Below are 14,853 nucleotides of genomic sequence, written 5' to 3'. Positions count from 1 at the left end.
GGTCCGCGCTTCGGGACCGGCTTTGGCGCGGGCGGCGGGGCGTGGTTCCCTGGCAGTCATGAGCAACCCCGCACGTAGCGCCGCCGCCGCCACCGAAGTGACCATCTGGTCCCTGGAACAGACCTCCCCCGACGATCTGCGGCCCGCCGCGGTCCCGGAGGGCGATGTGCGGATCGTGCGGTCACAGATTCCGCTTCCCGAGTTCAGCCGGTTCCTCTACACGGCGGTCGGCGGCGACATCCAGTGGACGGACCGCCTCGCCATGACGTACGCGCAGTGGCAGGAGGCCCTGGACCGGCCGGGGGCCGAGACCTGGGTGGCGTACGAGAACGGCACCCCCGCGGGCTACATAGAGCTGGACCCGCAGGACGAGGGTGCGGTCGAGATCATGTACTTCGGGCTGATTCCGGCATTCCGGGGGCGGCGGATCGGCGGACATCTGCTCTCGTACGGGGTCGCTCGCGCCTGGGACCTGGCGGAGCGCTGGCCGGAGCGGACACCGACGAAGCGGGTGTGGCTGCACACCTGCTCCAAGGACGGACCTCACGCCATGGACAATTATGAGCGGCGCGGCTTCCGGCTCTTCGACACGAAGGTGGAGCTGGAGCCGGAGGTGGCGACGCCGGGGCCGTGGCCGGGGGCCGGGCGGTAGCACGGCGGGCGGGGCCGCCCTCCGCTTCGGGTGACATGTAGGGGGATTGCGGCCATTACGGGCGGGCCGGTCCGGATCGCTCCAATGACGAGCACCAGGCCATCTCGCGATGCGGGACACTCTCGTCCACATCCTGGATAGTGGTGGACTGGCCCGAGATACGCGTGCCACGCTTCCGTCATGCCTGGAACTGGAATTGCCTTGGTGAGTCGACGCCACGTCGACCTCGGCCGCGTGTCCAGCGCCATCTGTCCGGCGAGCTGAGAGTCCCAGCACCGCCGCGATCCCCTTTTCTCTGCAAACCCTGCGCACCGCCGCGCCTTGACGCGAGTGTGCAGTTCAGAGCCGCCCTCCTGCAGTCCCGAAGGACGTACTGTCATGGCCGCTACCCCGGAACAGTCTGCGACCACCACGCCCCGCCGCAAGGCCGGACGCCACCGTGGCGAAGGCCAGTGGGCCGTGGGGCACCACACTCCGCTCAACGGCAATGAGCAGTTCAAGAAGGACGACGACGGTCTCAATGTGCGGACACGCATTGAGACGATCTACGCCAAGCGCGGTTTCGACTCGATCGACCCCAACGATCTTCGTGGACGCATGCGCTGGTGGGGCCTCTACACCCAGCGCAAGCCCGGGATCGACGGCGGCAAGACCGCGATCCTGGAGCCGGAGGAGCTGGACGACAAGCACTTCATGCTGCGGGTCCGGATCGACGGCGGCCGGCTGACCACCGCACAGCTGCGGGTGATCGGCGAGATCTCGCAGGAGTACGCGCGCGGCACCGCGGACATCACCGACCGGCAGAACATCCAGCTCCACTGGATCCGCATCGAGGACGTCCCGGCGATCTGGGAGAAGCTGGAGGCCGTCGGGCTCTCCACCACCGAGGCGTGCGGTGACTGCCCCCGCGTGATCATCGGCTCCCCGGTGGCCGGCATCGCCGCCGACGAGATCATCGACGGCTCGCCCGCCGTCGACGAGATCCACGACCGGTACATCGGCAACAAGGAATTCTCCAACCTGCCGCGCAAGTTCAAGACCGCGATCTCCGGTTCGCCGGTGCAGGACGTGGTGCACGAGATCAACGACATCGCGTTCGTCGGCGTGGTCCACCCCGAGCACGGTCCGGGCTTCGACGTCTGGGTCGGTGGCGGGCTCTCCACCAACCCGCGGCTCGCCGAGCGGCTGGGCGCGTGGGTGCCGCTCGACGAGGTTCCGGACGTCTGGGCCGGAGTCGTCGGCATCTTCCGCGACTACGGATACCGGCGGCTGCGCAACCGCGCCCGGCTGAAGTTCCTGATGGCCGACTGGGGCCCGGCGAAGTTCCGCCGGGTGCTGGAGGACGAGTACCTGAAGCGTCCGCTGACCGACGGTCCCGCCCCCGAGCAGCCCAGCAGCCGCTGGCGCGACCACGTGGGTGTGCACCAGCAGCAGGACGGCCGCTTCTACGTCGGTTTCGCCCCCCGGGTCGGCCGGGTGGACGGCTCCACGCTCGCCAAGATCGCCGACCTCGCGGCGTCGCACGGCTCGGACCGGCTGCGCACCACCGTCGAGCAGAAGATGATCATTCTCGACGTGGCACAGGACCAGGTGGACTCCCTGGTCGCCGGACTTGAGGCGCTCGACTTCCAGGTGCGGCCCTCGCCGTTCCGGCGCGGCACGATGGCCTGCACCGGCATCGAGTTCTGCAAGCTGGCGATCGTCGAGACGAAGGCGCGCGGCGCCGCGCTGATCGACGAACTGGAGCGCCGCCTGCCGGACTTCGACGAGCCGCTCACCATCAACATCAACGGCTGCCCCAACGCGTGCGCCCGCATCCAGACCGCCGACATCGGTCTCAAGGGCCAGCTCGTGCTGGACGCCGACGGCAACCAGGTCGAGGGCTATCAGGTGCACCTGGGCGGCGCCCTGGGCCTGGAAGCCGGGTTCGGCCGCAAGGTCCGTGGCCTGAAGGTCACTTCGGCCGAGCTGCCCGACTACGTCGAGCGGGTCCTGGGCCGCTTCCAGGAGGAGCGCGAGGGCGACGAGCGGTTCGCGACCTGGGCGGCGCGGGCCAGTGCGGAGTCCCTGTCATGAGCGAACGCGCCGCACCGTTCTACTGCCCGTACTGCGGGGACGAGGACCTGCGCCCGCACGAGACCGGCCACGGTGCCTGGGAATGTGCCTCCTGCAACCGCGCGTTCCAGCTCAAGTTCCTGGGTCTGCTGACCCGGGGGCTGCAGCGCAATGACGTTGAAGGGGACGGGATATGACTCAGACTCTGCAGAGCGAAGACCTCGAGATCCTGGCCGAGCGGGCCGGGCGGGAGCTGGAGGACGCCTCCGCGCCGGAGATCCTCAAGTGGGCCGCCGACACCTTCGGCGGGAAGTTCTGCGTCACGTCCTCGATGGAGGACGCGGTCGTCGCCCATCTCGCCTCGCGCGTCTTCCCCGGTGTCGACGTGGTCTTCCTCGACACCGGCTACCACTTCCCGGAGACGATCGGCACCCGGGACGCCGTCGAGGTGGTGATGGACGTCAATGTCATCACCCTCACCCCCCGGCAGACCGTGGCCGAGCAGGACGCCGAGTACGGGCCGAAGCTGCACGACCGCGACCCCGACCTGTGCTGCAGGCTGCGCAAGGTCAAGCCGCTCGAAGAGGGCCTGACCGGGTACACGGCCTGGGCGACCGGGCTGCGCCGCGACGAGTCCCCCACCCGGGCGAACACCCCGGTCGTCGGCTGGGACCAGAAGCGGCAGAAGGTGAAGGTCTCGCCGATCGCCCGCTGGACGCAGGACGACGTGGACGCGTACGTCACGGAGCACGGCGTACTCACCAACCCACTGCTGATGGACGGCTACGCCTCCGTGGGCTGCGAGCCCTGCACCCGCCGGGTGCTGGAGGGCGAGGACGCACGCGCCGGACGCTGGGCCGGCCGGGGCAAGACCGAGTGCGGGCTGCACGACTGATGACGACTGATCAGGAGACTTCGATGAGCGTGACGGAGACGGGAGCCACCATCTGGCTGACCGGTCTGCCGAGCGCGGGCAAGACCACCATCGCGTACGAACTCGCCGGGCGGCTGCGCGGTGAGGGGCATCGCGTGGAGGTGCTCGACGGCGACGAGATCCGGGAGTTCCTCTCCGCGGGTCTCGGCTTCTCCCGCGAGGACCGGCACACCAACGTCCAGCGGATCGGCTTCGTCGCCGAGCTGCTGGCGGCCAACGGCGTGAAGGTGCTGGTCCCGGTCATCGCCCCGTACGCGGACAGCCGGGACGCGGTGCGAAAGCGGCACCAGACCGAGGGCACCGCTTATCTGGAGGTGCATGTCGCGACTCCGGTCGAGGTGTGCTCCGAACGCGATGTGAAGGGGCTCTACGCCAAGCAGGCGGCGGGCGAGATCAGCGGGCTCACCGGGGTCGACGACCCGTACGAGGCGCCCGAGTCGCCGGACCTGCGGATCGAGTCGCACCGGCAGACCGTGCAGGAGTCCGCGGCGGAGCTGTACGCGCTGCTGAGCGAGAGGGGTGCGGCATGACGACCGCCGCGACCGTGTCGGAAGGCATCGGCAATCCGTACGCACTCAGCCACCTGGACTCCCTGGAGTCCGAGGCCGTGCACATCTTCCGCGAGGTGGCGGGCGAGTTCGAGCGGCCGGTGATCCTGTTCTCCGGCGGCAAGGACTCCATCGTGATGCTGCATCTGGCGCTCAAGGCGTTCGCGCCCGCGCCGGTGCCGTTCACGCTGCTGCACGTCGACACCGGGCACAACTTCCCCGAGGTGCTGGAGTACCGCGACCGCGCGGTGGCCCGGCACGGGCTGCGGCTCCATGTCGCCTCCGTGCAGGAGTACATCGACGCCGGAAAGCTCCGCGAGCGCCCGGACGGCACCCGCAACCCGCTGCAGACCGTGCCGCTGACCGAGGCGATCCAGCAGCACCGCTTCGACGCCGTGTTCGGCGGCGGGCGCCGGGACGAGGAGAAGGCACGCGCCAAGGAGCGGGTCTTCTCGCTGCGCGACGAGTTCTCCCAGTGGGACCCGCGCCGCCAGCGCCCCGAGCTGTGGCAGCTCTACAACGGCCGGCATGCCCCCGGCGAGCACGTCCGGGTCTTCCCGATCTCCAACTGGACCGAGCTGGACGTCTGGCAGTACATCGCCCGCGAGGGCATCGAGCTCCCGGAGATCTACTTCGCCCATGAGCGCGAGGTCTTCAGCCGCTCCGGCATGTGGCTGACCGCGGGCGACTGGGGCGGCCCCAAGGAGGGCGAGCGGATCGAGACCCGGCAGGTGCGCTACCGCACGGTCGGCGACATGTCGTGCACCGGCGCCGTCGACTCGGACGCGACGACGCTGGACGACGTGATCACCGAGATCGCCGCCTCCCGGCTCACCGAGCGGGGCGCGACGCGTGCCGACGACAAGATGTCCGAGGCCGCGATGGAAGACCGTAAGCGCGAGGGGTACTTCTAAGATGACCACACTCACCCAGCACGCGGAGCAGTTGTCGACCACCACCCTGCTGCGGTTCGCCACCGCGGGGTCGGTCGACGACGGCAAGTCCACCCTCGTGGGACGTCTGCTGCACGACTCCAAGTCGGTCCTCACCGACCAGCTGGAGGCCGTCGAGCACGCCTCGCGCAGCCGGGGCCAGGAGGCGCCCGACCTGGCGCTGCTGACCGACGGGCTGCGGGCCGAGCGCGAGCAGGGCATCACCATCGATGTCGCCTACCGCTACTTCGCGACGCCGCGCCGCCGGTTCATCCTGGCCGACACCCCGGGGCATGTGCAGTACACCCGGAACATGGTGACGGGCGCCTCGACGGCCGAGCTGGCCGTCGTCCTGGTCGACGCCCGCAACGGTGTCGTCGAGCAGACCCGCCGGCACGCCGCCGTCGCGGCGCTGCTGCGGGTGCCGCACGTGGTGCTGGCCGTCAACAAGATGGACCTGGTCGACTACGCGGAGCCGGTGTTCGCCGCCATCGCCGAGGAGTTCACGGCGTACGCGGCCTCGCTCGGCGTTCCGGAGATCACCGCGATCCCGATCTCCGCGCTGGCCGGTGACAACGTCGTGGAGCCGTCCGCGCACATGGACTGGTACGGCGGGCCGACGGTCCTGGAACACCTGGAGACGGTGCCGGTCAGCCATGACCTCACCGCCTGCCACGCCCGCTTCCCGGTCCAGTACGTCATCCGGCCGCAGACCGCCGAGCACCCCGACTACCGGGGCTACGCGGGCCAGATCGCCGCCGGCGCGTTCCGGGTGGGCGAGGCCGTCACCGTCCTGCCGTCCGGCCGTACGTCGACGATCGCCGGGATCGACGCGCTCGGCGAGAGCGTGGACATCGCCTGGGCGCCCCAGTCGGTGACGATCCGGCTGGCCGACGACATCGACATCTCGCGCGGCGACCTGATCGCACCGGCCGACGACGCGCCGGCGGTCACCCAGGACGTCGAGGCGACCGTGTGCCACGTCGCCGACCAGCCGCTCGCCGTCGGCCAGCGGGTGCTGCTCAAGCACACCACCCGCACGGTCAAGGCGATCGTCAAGGACATCCCCTCGCGCCTGACGCTCGACGACCTCTCCCAGCACCCGGCGCCCGGACAGCTCGCCGCCAACGACATCGGCCGGGTCGTCGTCCGTACCGCGGAGCCGCTCGCACTCGACGCGTACGCGGACTCCCGGCGCACCGGCTCGTTCCTCCTGATCGACCCGGCGGACGGCACCACGCTGACGGCCGGCATGGCGGGCGCCTCGTTCGCCGCCGCGGCCGGACCCGAGGCCGCCGCGGACGACGCCGAATGGGACTTCTGATGACCATCGACATCTACTCCACGTTCGCGAAGGAGGGCGGCCGCATCGGCAGCGGCGCCCTCGGCAGCGGCCAGGGCGGGGTCGCGCGATGTGCGCGATGACGTACGCGCACCGCCTGCGCGCCCACTCGCACCAACCGCACCGCCCGCACCGCCAGTTCAGACGAAGACCTGCCGACCTCCCGGCCGCGTCCCCGTAGCACCCAGGGACGCGCGCACCGGGCCAACGAGAGGAAAGCCTCCCGTGTCTGCCCCCCGTACCGCGCCGCGCCGCGCCCTCGCCGCCGTCGCCGCCCTGCCGCTGCTCGCTCTCGCGCTCACCGCCTGCGGCTACGGCTCCGAGGCGAAGCAGGACGACGTCAAGGAGGCCGGTGTCTCCACCGGCGGCAAGAAGCTCTCCGCGGACACCGTGAAGATCGGCTACTTCCCGAACCTCACCCACGCCACGGCCCTGGTCGGCATCCAGGAAGGCATCATCGCCAAGGAGCTCGGCTCCACGGCGGTCAAGCCGTCGACGTTCAACGCCGGTCCGTCCGAGATCGAGGCGCTCAACGCGGGCTCGATCGACATCGGCTTCATCGGCCCCTCGCCCGCCATCAACGGCTTCGCCAAGTCCAAGGGCAAGAGCCTGCGGATCATCGGCGGTTCGGCGTCCGGCGGCGTGAAGCTGGTCGTCAACCCGAAGAAGATCAAGACCCTGGACGACCTCAAGGGCAAGAAGATCGCCACCCCGCAGCTCGGCAACACCCAGGACGTGGCCTTCCTCAACTGGATCTCCGAGAAGGGCTGGAAGGTCGACGCCAACAGCGGCAAGGGCGACGTCTCCGTGGTCCGTACGGACAACAAGGTGACGCCGGACGCCTACCGGTCGGGTTCCATCGACGGCGCCTGGGTGCCCGAGCCGACCGCCTCCAAGCTGGTCGCCCAGGGCGCGAAGGAACTCCTGGACGAGTCGTCGCTGTGGCCGGACAAGAAGTTCGTGATCACGAACATCATCGTGTCGCAGAAGTTCCTCACCGAGCACCCGGACGTCGTCGAGGCGGTGCTGCGCGGCACGGTCGACACCAACGCGTGGATCAACGCCAACCCGGACAAGGCGAAGGCCTCCGCCAACACCGCGCTCAAGGAGCTGAGCGGCAAGGCGCTGCCGGCCGAGGTCCTCGACCCGGCGTGGAAGTCGATCCAGTTCATCGACGACCCGCTGGCCGCCACGCTCGACACCGAGGCCAAGCACGCGGTGAAGGCAGGTCTGCTGGAGCAGACGGACCTGACGGGCATTTACGACCTGAAGCCGCTGAACAAGATCCTCGAGGCCGCCGGCAGGCCCGAGGTCGCCGACGCCGGTCTCGGCGTCAAGTAAGCGCTGCCTACTGCCGGACGCTCTCGGAGCGTCCGGCACCCGAACAGGATTCCCAGGAGGTGACGACCATGGCGACCACCACGCTCACCAAGGCCGAGGACCGTACGGCGTTCGGGCACGCCGCCCGTATCGACCACGTATCGAAGTCCTTCGGCGGACCGGAGGGGCAGCAGCTCGTCCTGGACGACATCACACTCGATGTCGCTCCCGGCGAGTTCGTCACCCTCCTGGGCGCCTCCGGGTGCGGCAAGTCGACCCTGCTCAACCTGGTGGCCGGACTCGACCGCCCGACCGCGGGGTCCATCGAGACCCCCGGCGGGCGGCCGGCCCTGATGTTCCAGGAGCACGCCCTCTTCCCGTGGCTGACCGCGGGCAAGAACATCGAACTCGCGCTGCGGCTGCGCGGCGTACCGAGGTCCGAGCGCCGCGCCGAGGCGGAGCGGCTGCTCGAACTCGTACGGCTCGGCGGGGCGTACGGGAAGCGGGTGCATGAGCTTTCGGGCGGTATGCGGCAGCGGGTGGCGATGGCCCGCGCGCTCGCCCAGGACAGTCAACTGCTGCTGATGGACGAGCCGTTCGCCGCACTCGACGCCATCACCCGGGACGTGCTGCACGACGAGCTGACCCGGATCTGGCGCGAGACGAACGTCTCGGTCCTCTTCGTCACGCACAACGTGCGGGAGGCGGTCCGGCTCGCCGAGCGGGTCGTCCTGCTCTCGTCGCGGCCGGGCCGGATCGCCCGGGAGTGGACGGTCGACATCGACCAGCCGCGCCGCATCGAGGACACCGCGGTGGCCGAGCTGTCCGTAGAGATCACCGAACAACTGCGTGGGGAGATCCGCCGACATGGCCAGCACTGAGACCGCCGCAAAGGACACCGCCCAGGACCTGGCGGGCCTGGAGGCGGGGCTGGACGCACTCGACGCCGTACGGGTGAGCCGGACCCCGGTCCGCGAGGTGCTGGTGCGCAAGGTGCTGCCGCCGGTCGTGGCCGTGGTCCTGGTGCTCGTCGTCTGGCAGATCCTGATCTGGGCACAGGTCACCGACGACTACAAGCTGCCGTCGCCGTCCCAGGTGTGGGACGAGGTCACCCATGCCTGGGCGCAGGGCACCCTGCTCGGCTACATCTGGACCAGCGTCTCGCGCGGTCTGCTCGGCTTCCTGCTGGCGCTGGCCATCGGCACTCCGCTCGGACTGCTGGTGTCGCGCGTCAAGCTGGTCCGCGCGGCGATCGGGCCGGTGCTCTCCGGGCTCCAGTCGCTGCCGTCGGTCGCCTGGGTGCCGCCAGCGGTGATCTGGCTGGGGCTCGACGACCGGATGATGTACGCGGTGATCCTGCTGGGCGCCGTCCCGTCGATCGCCAACGGACTGGTCGCGGGCGTCGACCAGATCCCGCCGCTGCATCTGCGGGCCGGGAAGACGCTGGGCGCCACCGGTCTTCGCGGCACCTGGCACATCGTGCTGCCGGCCGCGCTGCCCGGCTATCTGGCGGGCCTGAAGCAGGGCTGGGCGTTCTCCTGGCGTTCGCTGATGGCCGCCGAGATCATCGCCTCCTCGCCCGATCTGGGGGTGGGCCTGGGCCAGTTGCTGGAACAGGGCCGGGAGACCAGCAGCATGTCGATGGTGTTCCTCGCCATCATCCTGATCCTCACCGTCGGCATCGCGATCGACCTGCTGATCTTCAGTCCGCTGGAGCGGTGGGTGCTGCGCGGCCGCGGCCTCCTCGTCAAGAGCTGAGTACGACCATGACCGCTCCGGTACTTCTCGTCATCGCCCACGGCAGCCGTGACCCGCGGCACGCGGCGACCGTGCACGCGCTCACCGCGCGGGTGCGGTCGCTGCGGCCGGGGCTGCGCGTGGAGACGGGTTTCCTGGACTTCAACGCGCCGTCGGTGCCGCGGGTCCTGGAGCGGCTGGCCGCACAGGGGGCGCAGGACGTCATCGCGCTCCCCCTGCTCCTCACCCGGGCCTTCCACGCCAAGTCCGACATTCCGACGGTGCTGCACGAGGCCCGGAGCAGACTGCCCCGGCTGCGCATCCGGCAGGCCGAGGTGCTCGGCCCGTCACCGCTGCTGAACTCGGCGCTGGAACGGCGGCTGCACGAGGCCGGGGTCCGTCCCGGTGACCGGAGCTCGACCGGGCTCGTCCTGGCCTCGGCGGGCTCCACAGACCCGGAGGCGATCGCAGTGATCGCTGAAATCGCGCGGGAGCTGCGGCACACCGGTTGGTGTTCCGTGCGGCCTGCGTTCGCCTCCGCTGCATCTCCCACGGGGTTCCCCCGTACCGAGGACGCGGTACGGGCCCTGTGGGACGAGGGTGTGCGCCGGGTGGCGGTGGCTCCGTACGTCATCGCTCCCGGCCGGCTTCCGGACCGGATCGCCGAAGGGGCGGCCGGCGCGGACGTACTGGCCGATGTGCTGGGCGCCTCACCGGAGTTGGCCCGGCTGCTGCTGACCCGGTACGACGAGGCCCGCAGGCCGGCGGCCCGGCCCGCCGCGCTCACCGCGTAGCGCGGCGCCCGGTCACCCCACGTCCAGGCTGCCCGTGCGGGTCCGCTTGAGTTCGAAGAGGTCCGGGTTCCCGGCGAGCACCCGGAAGCTGTCGAAGACGCGTCCGGCCTCCTCGCCGAGCGGTGCGGAGCGCAGGACGGGCCCGAACCAGACCGCGCCGTCGACATGGATCGTGGGCGTGCCGACGTACGCGTCCGCCTCCGGGTCCTTGCCGGCGTCATGGCTGCGCCGCAGCGCCTCGTCGTACGCCTCCGAGTGCGCGGCGGCGGCGAGCGCGGCGGGCAGGCCGAGCTCCGCGAGGGACTCGGCGATCACCTCGTCGAAGTCCTCGTTCTTCTGCCGGTGGATCCGGACGCCCATCGCGGTGTAGAGGTCGCGGAGCACGCCGTCGCCGTGGGCGTCCGCCGCGGCGACCGCGACCCGCACCGGGCCGATCGACCTGTCGACCAGTTCCCGGTACCAGTCGGGGAGTTCATTGCCGATGTTGTGCAGGTAGAGGCTCATGACGCGGAAGCGGAGATCGATGTCGCGCCGCTGCTCCACCTCCAGCATCCAGCGGGAGGTGATCCAGGCGAACGGGCATGCCGGGTCGAAGTAGAAGTCGACGACGGTCCGGCCCGGTTCCGGGGTGCGTGGTGTGGTCACGGGTCGAGCCTAGACAGAAAATGGCATGTGGTCCCGGACCATTCACCGTCGAGCTGACTGGGCCACTTCGACCGGGGCGAGGCGGGCGGTAGCATCCACGGATGCGAACGATCGAGACACTGGTCCCGCGGGCCGGGCAGGTCGATGCCGCGGGCCTGCGCGAGTTCGACGCGGACCGACTCGCGGGGTACGTCGCCGATTCGGCGCATCCGTGGTGGCGCCGCAGGGCCTGCGTGGTCGCACTGGCCGGGCGGGTGCCGGAGCACTGCGTCGCCGGACTGATCGCGTGCGTCCACGACCCCGGTGACATGGACGAGGTCCGCATCGCACTGCTGGATCTCCTCGCGGACCGGGCGGAACTGCTGCCCTGGCTCAGGCACGAGGACCGGCGGCAGAAGAGTTCGTACGGAATGCCCGAGGCGATCCTCAAAGCACGCGGCCTGCTCGGTGACCGTTCGGCGGTCGGCGAGCTGGCGACGCTCGCGGCCGAACCGTGGCCGCGCCTGCGGGCGATCGGCGAGGCCGGACTGGACGCGCTGGTCGCCCGGCACGGAACCGCGGCGGTGCTGGCCGACGTCGGTGACGCACGCCCCGAGGACCGCGCCTTCCGCGTCCGGATGCGGCACCGCGCCGGCCAGGACGTCACCGACGCGCTCGCGGACCCCGACCGGGCGGTCGCGTACCTCGCCCAGTCACTGCTGACCGACCCGGACCGGATCCGCGGCTGCCTTGACGAGGCGCCGACGGCCGAGGCGAAGCTGTGGGCGGCGTACGCGCTGCACCGCCTCACCGGCGACACCGCCGAGACCCGGGCCATCCACGACTCGCTGGGCCGTCCCCGGGTCGAGGTCGACGGTCTGGACGAAGAGCTGCGCGGGGTGATCCTCCAGGAGTACGGGCACGACTGCGAGGAGCGGAGCGACCCGCGGTGGCGGGTCGAGGCCATCTGCGCCGAGCCGCCCGCCGAGCCGGACGAGGACGAGCAGCTCCGCCGGGCCATGGCCGCGCTCACCGCGGCGGGCCTGGCGCCGGAGCCCCCGGTCTCCTGCGGGGAGCACCACCGGCAGGGTGGTGGCACCTACCACGTCATCAGGTTCGGCGAGAGCGAGATCTCCGTCAGCACCCTCGGGCGGTTCGCCACCTCGTACGAGGACGAACCCGCCGCCCGCGCGGCCCTGGAATCGGCCGGCTTCCGCTGGATCGACCGGGCGACCGACGCGATCCGGGTCACCGGCCTCTGTGTCTACTACTTCGGCAGCCGCGAGCCCCCGGACGTCGCCACCCTGCTCTTCTACTGGCAGGACTAGGGACGCTCGTCCGGCTCAGGCACCGGTCCAGTGCGGGTCGCGTCCGCTGTGGGCCAGCGCCTGTTCGAACACCGACGCCGACGCGGGCACCGGCACCTCGTCGGCGAAGCCGTCGTACTGCCGGTAGAGCGCGGCCATGCTGTCGACGACGCCGAGGACGTAGGCCGCCGCCGCGTCGGAGAGCCGGAACTCCTCGCCGACGGCACGGGCCACGTCCCAGCCGTGCAGTGCCGTCTCCGCGATGAGCATCGCGGCGATGTCGGCTGCCGGGGTGGCCGAACCCCCGAGGTCGACCTCGCCGTCCCAGACCACGGGGTCCGACCATGCGGCGACCGCGCGGTCCAGTTGCGCCGCGTACTGCTGCGCCCAGTCGGCGTCGGCGGTGAAGTCGCGGGCGGTGAGCTCCTCCGGGAGGTCCTTGCGCAGGGCGCGGTGCTCCAGGCCGTGTGAGGTGTACAGCACCCAGTGGTTGACGAGCCCGCGCACATCCCAGTCACCGCAGGGCGTGTTCGGTACGTCGAGCTGCTCGACGTCGATGGAGCGGGCGATGCGGGCCGCCTCGACGGCGACCTCGGTCAGGTGGGCGTGCTCGTTCTTCATGCGTCCCAGTCTGGAGCCGGTCCCGGTGGCCGGTATTGAAGAAATGCGACGCCGTCCCGACCGGGCGGTTCGGACGGCGGCGTGGACAACGTCGGAAATCCGGCCCCTCGAAGGGGCGGGCGGCACCTCGGAACAGGATCCGTGGTCACGACACCGATTGCGACTAGGGCCTGTCCGACGGATCAGGGCGCGACCCCGGCCATGATCCGCCGGACAGGCCCTAGTGTTCCCGTCATGACCTTCCTCCCGCCCCTTCCCGATGATGTGTTCCTGCTCGGCGGCGAGCTGCCCGTACGCCGGCTCGGCTACGGCACCGCCCAGCTGACCGGCCCCGGGTACTGGGGCCCGCGCGGCGAGCGGCGGGATGCCGTGGCCGTGCTGCGGGCGGCCGTCGAGCAGGGCGTCACGCTCGTCGACACCGCCGACAACTACGGCCCGGGGCTGGCCGAGGAACTCGTCGCCGAGGCGCTCCACCCGTACCGCGAGGATCTGGTGATCGCGACCAAGGGCGGTGTGGTGCGCACCGGCGACAGCGCCTGGCACATCGCGGGCCGGCCGGAGCAGCTGCGGGCGATGTGCGAGGCCAGTCTGCGACGGCTGCGGACGGACCGGATCGACCTCTACCAACTGCACAGGCTGGACCCGGAGGTGCCGATGGCCGACCAGCTGGGCACCCTGGATGCGCTGAGGCAGGAAGGCAAGATCCGGTACATCGGTCTTGACACCCTCACCGCCGACCAGCTGGAGCAGGCTCTCTCCCTGACCGGGATCGCCTCGGTGCAGAACCGTTTCAATCTCCTCGACCGTTCGTCGGACGCGGTACTGAAGGTGTGCGAGGCCCACGGCCTGGCCTTTCTGCCCTGGTTCCCGCTGGCCAACGGCGCTCTGACCGGCGACGCCGCCGCGGTGCTCACCGGCATCGCCGATCGGCACGGTGCCACTCGCGGGCAGATCGCCCTCGCCTGGCTGCTGCACCGTTCCCCCGTGCTGTGCCCGACCCCGGGCACCGGTTCGCCCGTCCATCTCGCGGAGAACCTGGGGGCCCGGGAGATCCGGCTGTCCACCGAGGACCTGAGCGGCCTGGAGGCGCTCGCACCCGCATGAAGGAGTACCCGCACGTGACCACCGCCCGTATCACCCCCGCCGTCCCCGCTCCGGCCGCCGCTCCCGGCCCGGCGGCCGATGCCACCGCCGTCCCGGTGATCCGGGCGGACGGTGTCTCGCTCGTACGGGACGGCAATGTGCTGCTCGACTCGGTCTCCCTGACCGTACGGAGCGGTGAGCACTGGGCGCTGCTCGGTGCCAACGGCGCCGGGAAGAGCACGCTGCTGGGGCTGCTCGGCGCGGTCAACCATCCCACCCGGGGCTCGGTGGAGGTGCTGGGACGCACCCTCGGCCGGGTCGATCTGCGGGAGCTGCGGTCACTGCTCGGGCATGTCGATCCGCGTCATCCGCTGCGTTCCCCGCTGTCGGTGCACGAGGTGGTGCTGACCGGCCTGACGAACTCGGTCGAGCCGGTGCCGCGCCGGACGGTGAGCGAGGAGCAGCGGGAGCGGGCGGAGCGGCTGCTGAAGATGCTGGGCATGGGCGGCAAGTCGGGGTCGCGCTGGCCGGCGCTGTCGCAGGGTGAGCGGGGCCGTACGCTCATCGCCCGCGCCCTGATGCCGCAACCGCGGCTGCTGCTGCTCGACGAGCCGGCCACCGGGCTCGATCTCGCCGCGCGTGAGCAGTTGCTCGACAGTCTGGACATGCTGCGCGAGGAACATCCGGAGCTGGCGACGGTTTTGGTCACCCACCACCTGGAGGAGCTGCCCGCCTCCACCACGCATGCGCTGCTGCTGCGGGGCGGCCGGTGCGTGGCCTCGGGTCGGGCGGACGAGGTACTGACCACGGATCAGGTCAGCGACTGCTTCGGGCATCCGGTGCGGATCTCCCGTACGGATGGCCGGTGGGCTGCGCGGGCGCAGCGCGTCGCCCGTCGCTGACC

At 70.9% G+C, this 14,853-nt stretch carries 17 protein-coding genes; 15 read left to right on the top strand and 2 right to left on the bottom strand.

The window, feature by feature from the left end; all coding sequences use genetic code 11:
- The first annotated feature begins 58 nt into the window (after positions 1–58).
- The 12 genes from OG978_RS31790 (at position 59) to OG978_RS31735 (ending at position 10,314) form a co-directional block, all read left to right on the top strand.
- A complete protein-coding gene (locus OG978_RS31790; RefSeq protein WP_326768496.1) occupies positions 59–652 on the top strand; it encodes a GNAT family N-acetyltransferase in 594 nt (197 codons plus the stop codon).
- A gap of 180 nt (positions 653–832) precedes the next feature.
- The gene (locus tag OG978_RS31785) at positions 833–916 is read left to right on the top strand and encodes a putative leader peptide (RefSeq protein ID WP_317864749.1); all 84 of its coding nucleotides are present in this window, start codon (positions 833–835) and stop codon (positions 914–916) included.
- A gap of 114 nt (positions 917–1,030) precedes the next feature.
- Positions 1,031–2,728 carry a nitrite/sulfite reductase gene (locus OG978_RS31780; RefSeq protein ID WP_326768495.1) on the top strand — a complete coding sequence of 566 codons (1,698 nt, stop codon included), beginning with the start codon at positions 1,031–1,033 and terminating at the stop codon, positions 2,726–2,728.
- The gene (locus OG978_RS31775; protein WP_250966951.1) at positions 2,725–2,904 is read left to right on the top strand and encodes a hypothetical protein; all 180 of its coding nucleotides are present in this window, start codon (positions 2,725–2,727) and stop codon (positions 2,902–2,904) included. Before OG978_RS31780 ends, OG978_RS31775 begins: the two co-directional genes overlap by 4 nt.
- Positions 2,901–3,602, top strand: a complete 702-nt coding sequence (locus OG978_RS31770) for a phosphoadenylyl-sulfate reductase (protein ID WP_326768494.1) — start codon at positions 2,901–2,903, stop codon at positions 3,600–3,602. The genes OG978_RS31775 and OG978_RS31770 overlap by 4 nt, the downstream gene beginning before the upstream one ends.
- Positions 3,603–3,625: 23 nt before the next feature.
- Positions 3,626–4,171: an adenylyl-sulfate kinase gene (gene cysC, locus OG978_RS31765; protein ID WP_266428495.1), complete on the top strand. Its 546-nt coding sequence runs from the start codon at positions 3,626–3,628 to the stop codon at positions 4,169–4,171.
- Positions 4,168–5,103, top strand: coding sequence for a sulfate adenylyltransferase subunit CysD (gene cysD, locus OG978_RS31760; RefSeq protein WP_326768493.1), 936 nt, complete (start codon positions 4,168–4,170; stop codon positions 5,101–5,103). Before cysC ends, cysD begins: the two co-directional genes overlap by 4 nt.
- A gap of 1 nt (position 5,104) precedes the next feature.
- Positions 5,105–6,445, top strand: coding sequence for a sulfate adenylyltransferase subunit 1 (locus OG978_RS31755; protein ID WP_326768492.1), 1,341 nt, complete (start codon positions 5,105–5,107; stop codon positions 6,443–6,445).
- 243 nt (positions 6,446–6,688) lie between these two features.
- Positions 6,689–7,804 carry an aliphatic sulfonate ABC transporter substrate-binding protein gene (locus OG978_RS31750; RefSeq protein ID WP_326768491.1) on the top strand — a complete coding sequence of 372 codons (1,116 nt, stop codon included), beginning with the start codon at positions 6,689–6,691 and terminating at the stop codon, positions 7,802–7,804.
- A 68-nt stretch (positions 7,805–7,872) separates the two neighbouring features.
- Complete coding sequence (locus OG978_RS31745; RefSeq protein WP_326768490.1) at positions 7,873–8,664, top strand: ABC transporter ATP-binding protein; 792 nt, start codon at positions 7,873–7,875, stop codon at positions 8,662–8,664.
- Positions 8,651–9,541, top strand: coding sequence for an ABC transporter permease (locus OG978_RS31740; RefSeq protein WP_326768489.1), 891 nt, complete (start codon positions 8,651–8,653; stop codon positions 9,539–9,541). The genes OG978_RS31745 and OG978_RS31740 overlap by 14 nt, the downstream gene beginning before the upstream one ends.
- A gap of 8 nt (positions 9,542–9,549) precedes the next feature.
- Positions 9,550–10,314 carry a sirohydrochlorin chelatase gene (locus OG978_RS31735; RefSeq protein WP_326768488.1) on the top strand — a complete coding sequence of 255 codons (765 nt, stop codon included), beginning with the start codon at positions 9,550–9,552 and terminating at the stop codon, positions 10,312–10,314.
- A gap of 12 nt (positions 10,315–10,326) precedes the next feature.
- Here OG978_RS31735 and OG978_RS31730 read toward each other — a convergent pair whose 3' ends face one another.
- Entirely contained in the window at positions 10,327–10,959 is a 633-nt protein-coding gene (locus OG978_RS31730; RefSeq protein ID WP_326768487.1) for a DsbA family protein, read from the bottom strand.
- Between the two features lie 101 nt (positions 10,960–11,060).
- On the opposite strand from OG978_RS31730, the gene OG978_RS31725 reads away from it, so the two are divergent.
- On the top strand, positions 11,061–12,266 hold the full coding sequence (locus OG978_RS31725; protein WP_326768486.1) for a hypothetical protein: 1,206 nt from the start codon (positions 11,061–11,063) through the stop codon (positions 12,264–12,266).
- Between the two features lie 15 nt (positions 12,267–12,281).
- Here OG978_RS31725 and OG978_RS31720 read toward each other — a convergent pair whose 3' ends face one another.
- Positions 12,282–12,866, bottom strand: coding sequence for a TIGR03086 family metal-binding protein (locus tag OG978_RS31720; protein WP_326768485.1), 585 nt, complete (start codon positions 12,864–12,866; stop codon positions 12,282–12,284).
- A 234-nt stretch (positions 12,867–13,100) separates the two neighbouring features.
- Between OG978_RS31720 and OG978_RS31715 the strand changes: the two genes are divergently transcribed.
- Positions 13,101–13,970, top strand: a complete 870-nt coding sequence (locus tag OG978_RS31715; RefSeq protein ID WP_326768484.1) for an aldo/keto reductase — start codon at positions 13,101–13,103, stop codon at positions 13,968–13,970.
- Between the two features lie 95 nt (positions 13,971–14,065).
- On the top strand, positions 14,066–14,851 hold the full coding sequence (locus OG978_RS31710; protein WP_326770229.1) for an ABC transporter ATP-binding protein: 786 nt from the start codon (positions 14,066–14,068) through the stop codon (positions 14,849–14,851).
- Positions 14,852–14,853 lie beyond the last annotated feature (2 nt).

The organism is Streptomyces sp. NBC_01591, assembly GCF_035918155.1.
Classification (GTDB): domain Bacteria; phylum Actinomycetota; class Actinomycetes; order Streptomycetales; family Streptomycetaceae; genus Streptomyces.
The sequence above is the reverse complement of the archived record's forward strand: the minus strand, read 5'-3'. Positions and strand labels throughout refer to the sequence as shown.

Coding starts and splice junctions, on each gene's coding strand:
- OG978_RS31775 (WP_250966951.1), top strand. CDS start 2,725: ATGAGCGAACGCGCCGCACCGTTCTACTGCCCGTACTGCGGGGACGAG.
- OG978_RS31785 (WP_317864749.1), top strand. CDS start 833: ATGCCTGGAACTGGAATTGCCTTGGTGAGTCGACGCCACGTCGACCTC.
- OG978_RS31755 (WP_326768492.1), top strand. CDS start 5,105: ATGACCACACTCACCCAGCACGCGGAGCAGTTGTCGACCACCACCCTG.
- OG978_RS31745 (WP_326768490.1), top strand. CDS start 7,873: ATGGCGACCACCACGCTCACCAAGGCCGAGGACCGTACGGCGTTCGGG.
- OG978_RS31720 (WP_326768485.1), bottom strand. CDS start 12,866: ATGAAGAACGAGCACGCCCACCTGACCGAGGTCGCCGTCGAGGCGGCC.
- OG978_RS31780 (WP_326768495.1), top strand. CDS start 1,031: ATGGCCGCTACCCCGGAACAGTCTGCGACCACCACGCCCCGCCGCAAG.
- OG978_RS31740 (WP_326768489.1), top strand. CDS start 8,651: ATGGCCAGCACTGAGACCGCCGCAAAGGACACCGCCCAGGACCTGGCG.
- OG978_RS31735 (WP_326768488.1), top strand. CDS start 9,550: ATGACCGCTCCGGTACTTCTCGTCATCGCCCACGGCAGCCGTGACCCG.
- OG978_RS31715 (WP_326768484.1), top strand. CDS start 13,101: ATGACCTTCCTCCCGCCCCTTCCCGATGATGTGTTCCTGCTCGGCGGC.
- OG978_RS31725 (WP_326768486.1), top strand. CDS start 11,061: ATGCGAACGATCGAGACACTGGTCCCGCGGGCCGGGCAGGTCGATGCC.
- OG978_RS31770 (WP_326768494.1), top strand. CDS start 2,901: ATGACTCAGACTCTGCAGAGCGAAGACCTCGAGATCCTGGCCGAGCGG.
- OG978_RS31790 (WP_326768496.1), top strand. CDS start 59: ATGAGCAACCCCGCACGTAGCGCCGCCGCCGCCACCGAAGTGACCATC.
- cysD (WP_326768493.1), top strand. CDS start 4,168: ATGACGACCGCCGCGACCGTGTCGGAAGGCATCGGCAATCCGTACGCA.
- cysC (WP_266428495.1), top strand. CDS start 3,626: ATGAGCGTGACGGAGACGGGAGCCACCATCTGGCTGACCGGTCTGCCG.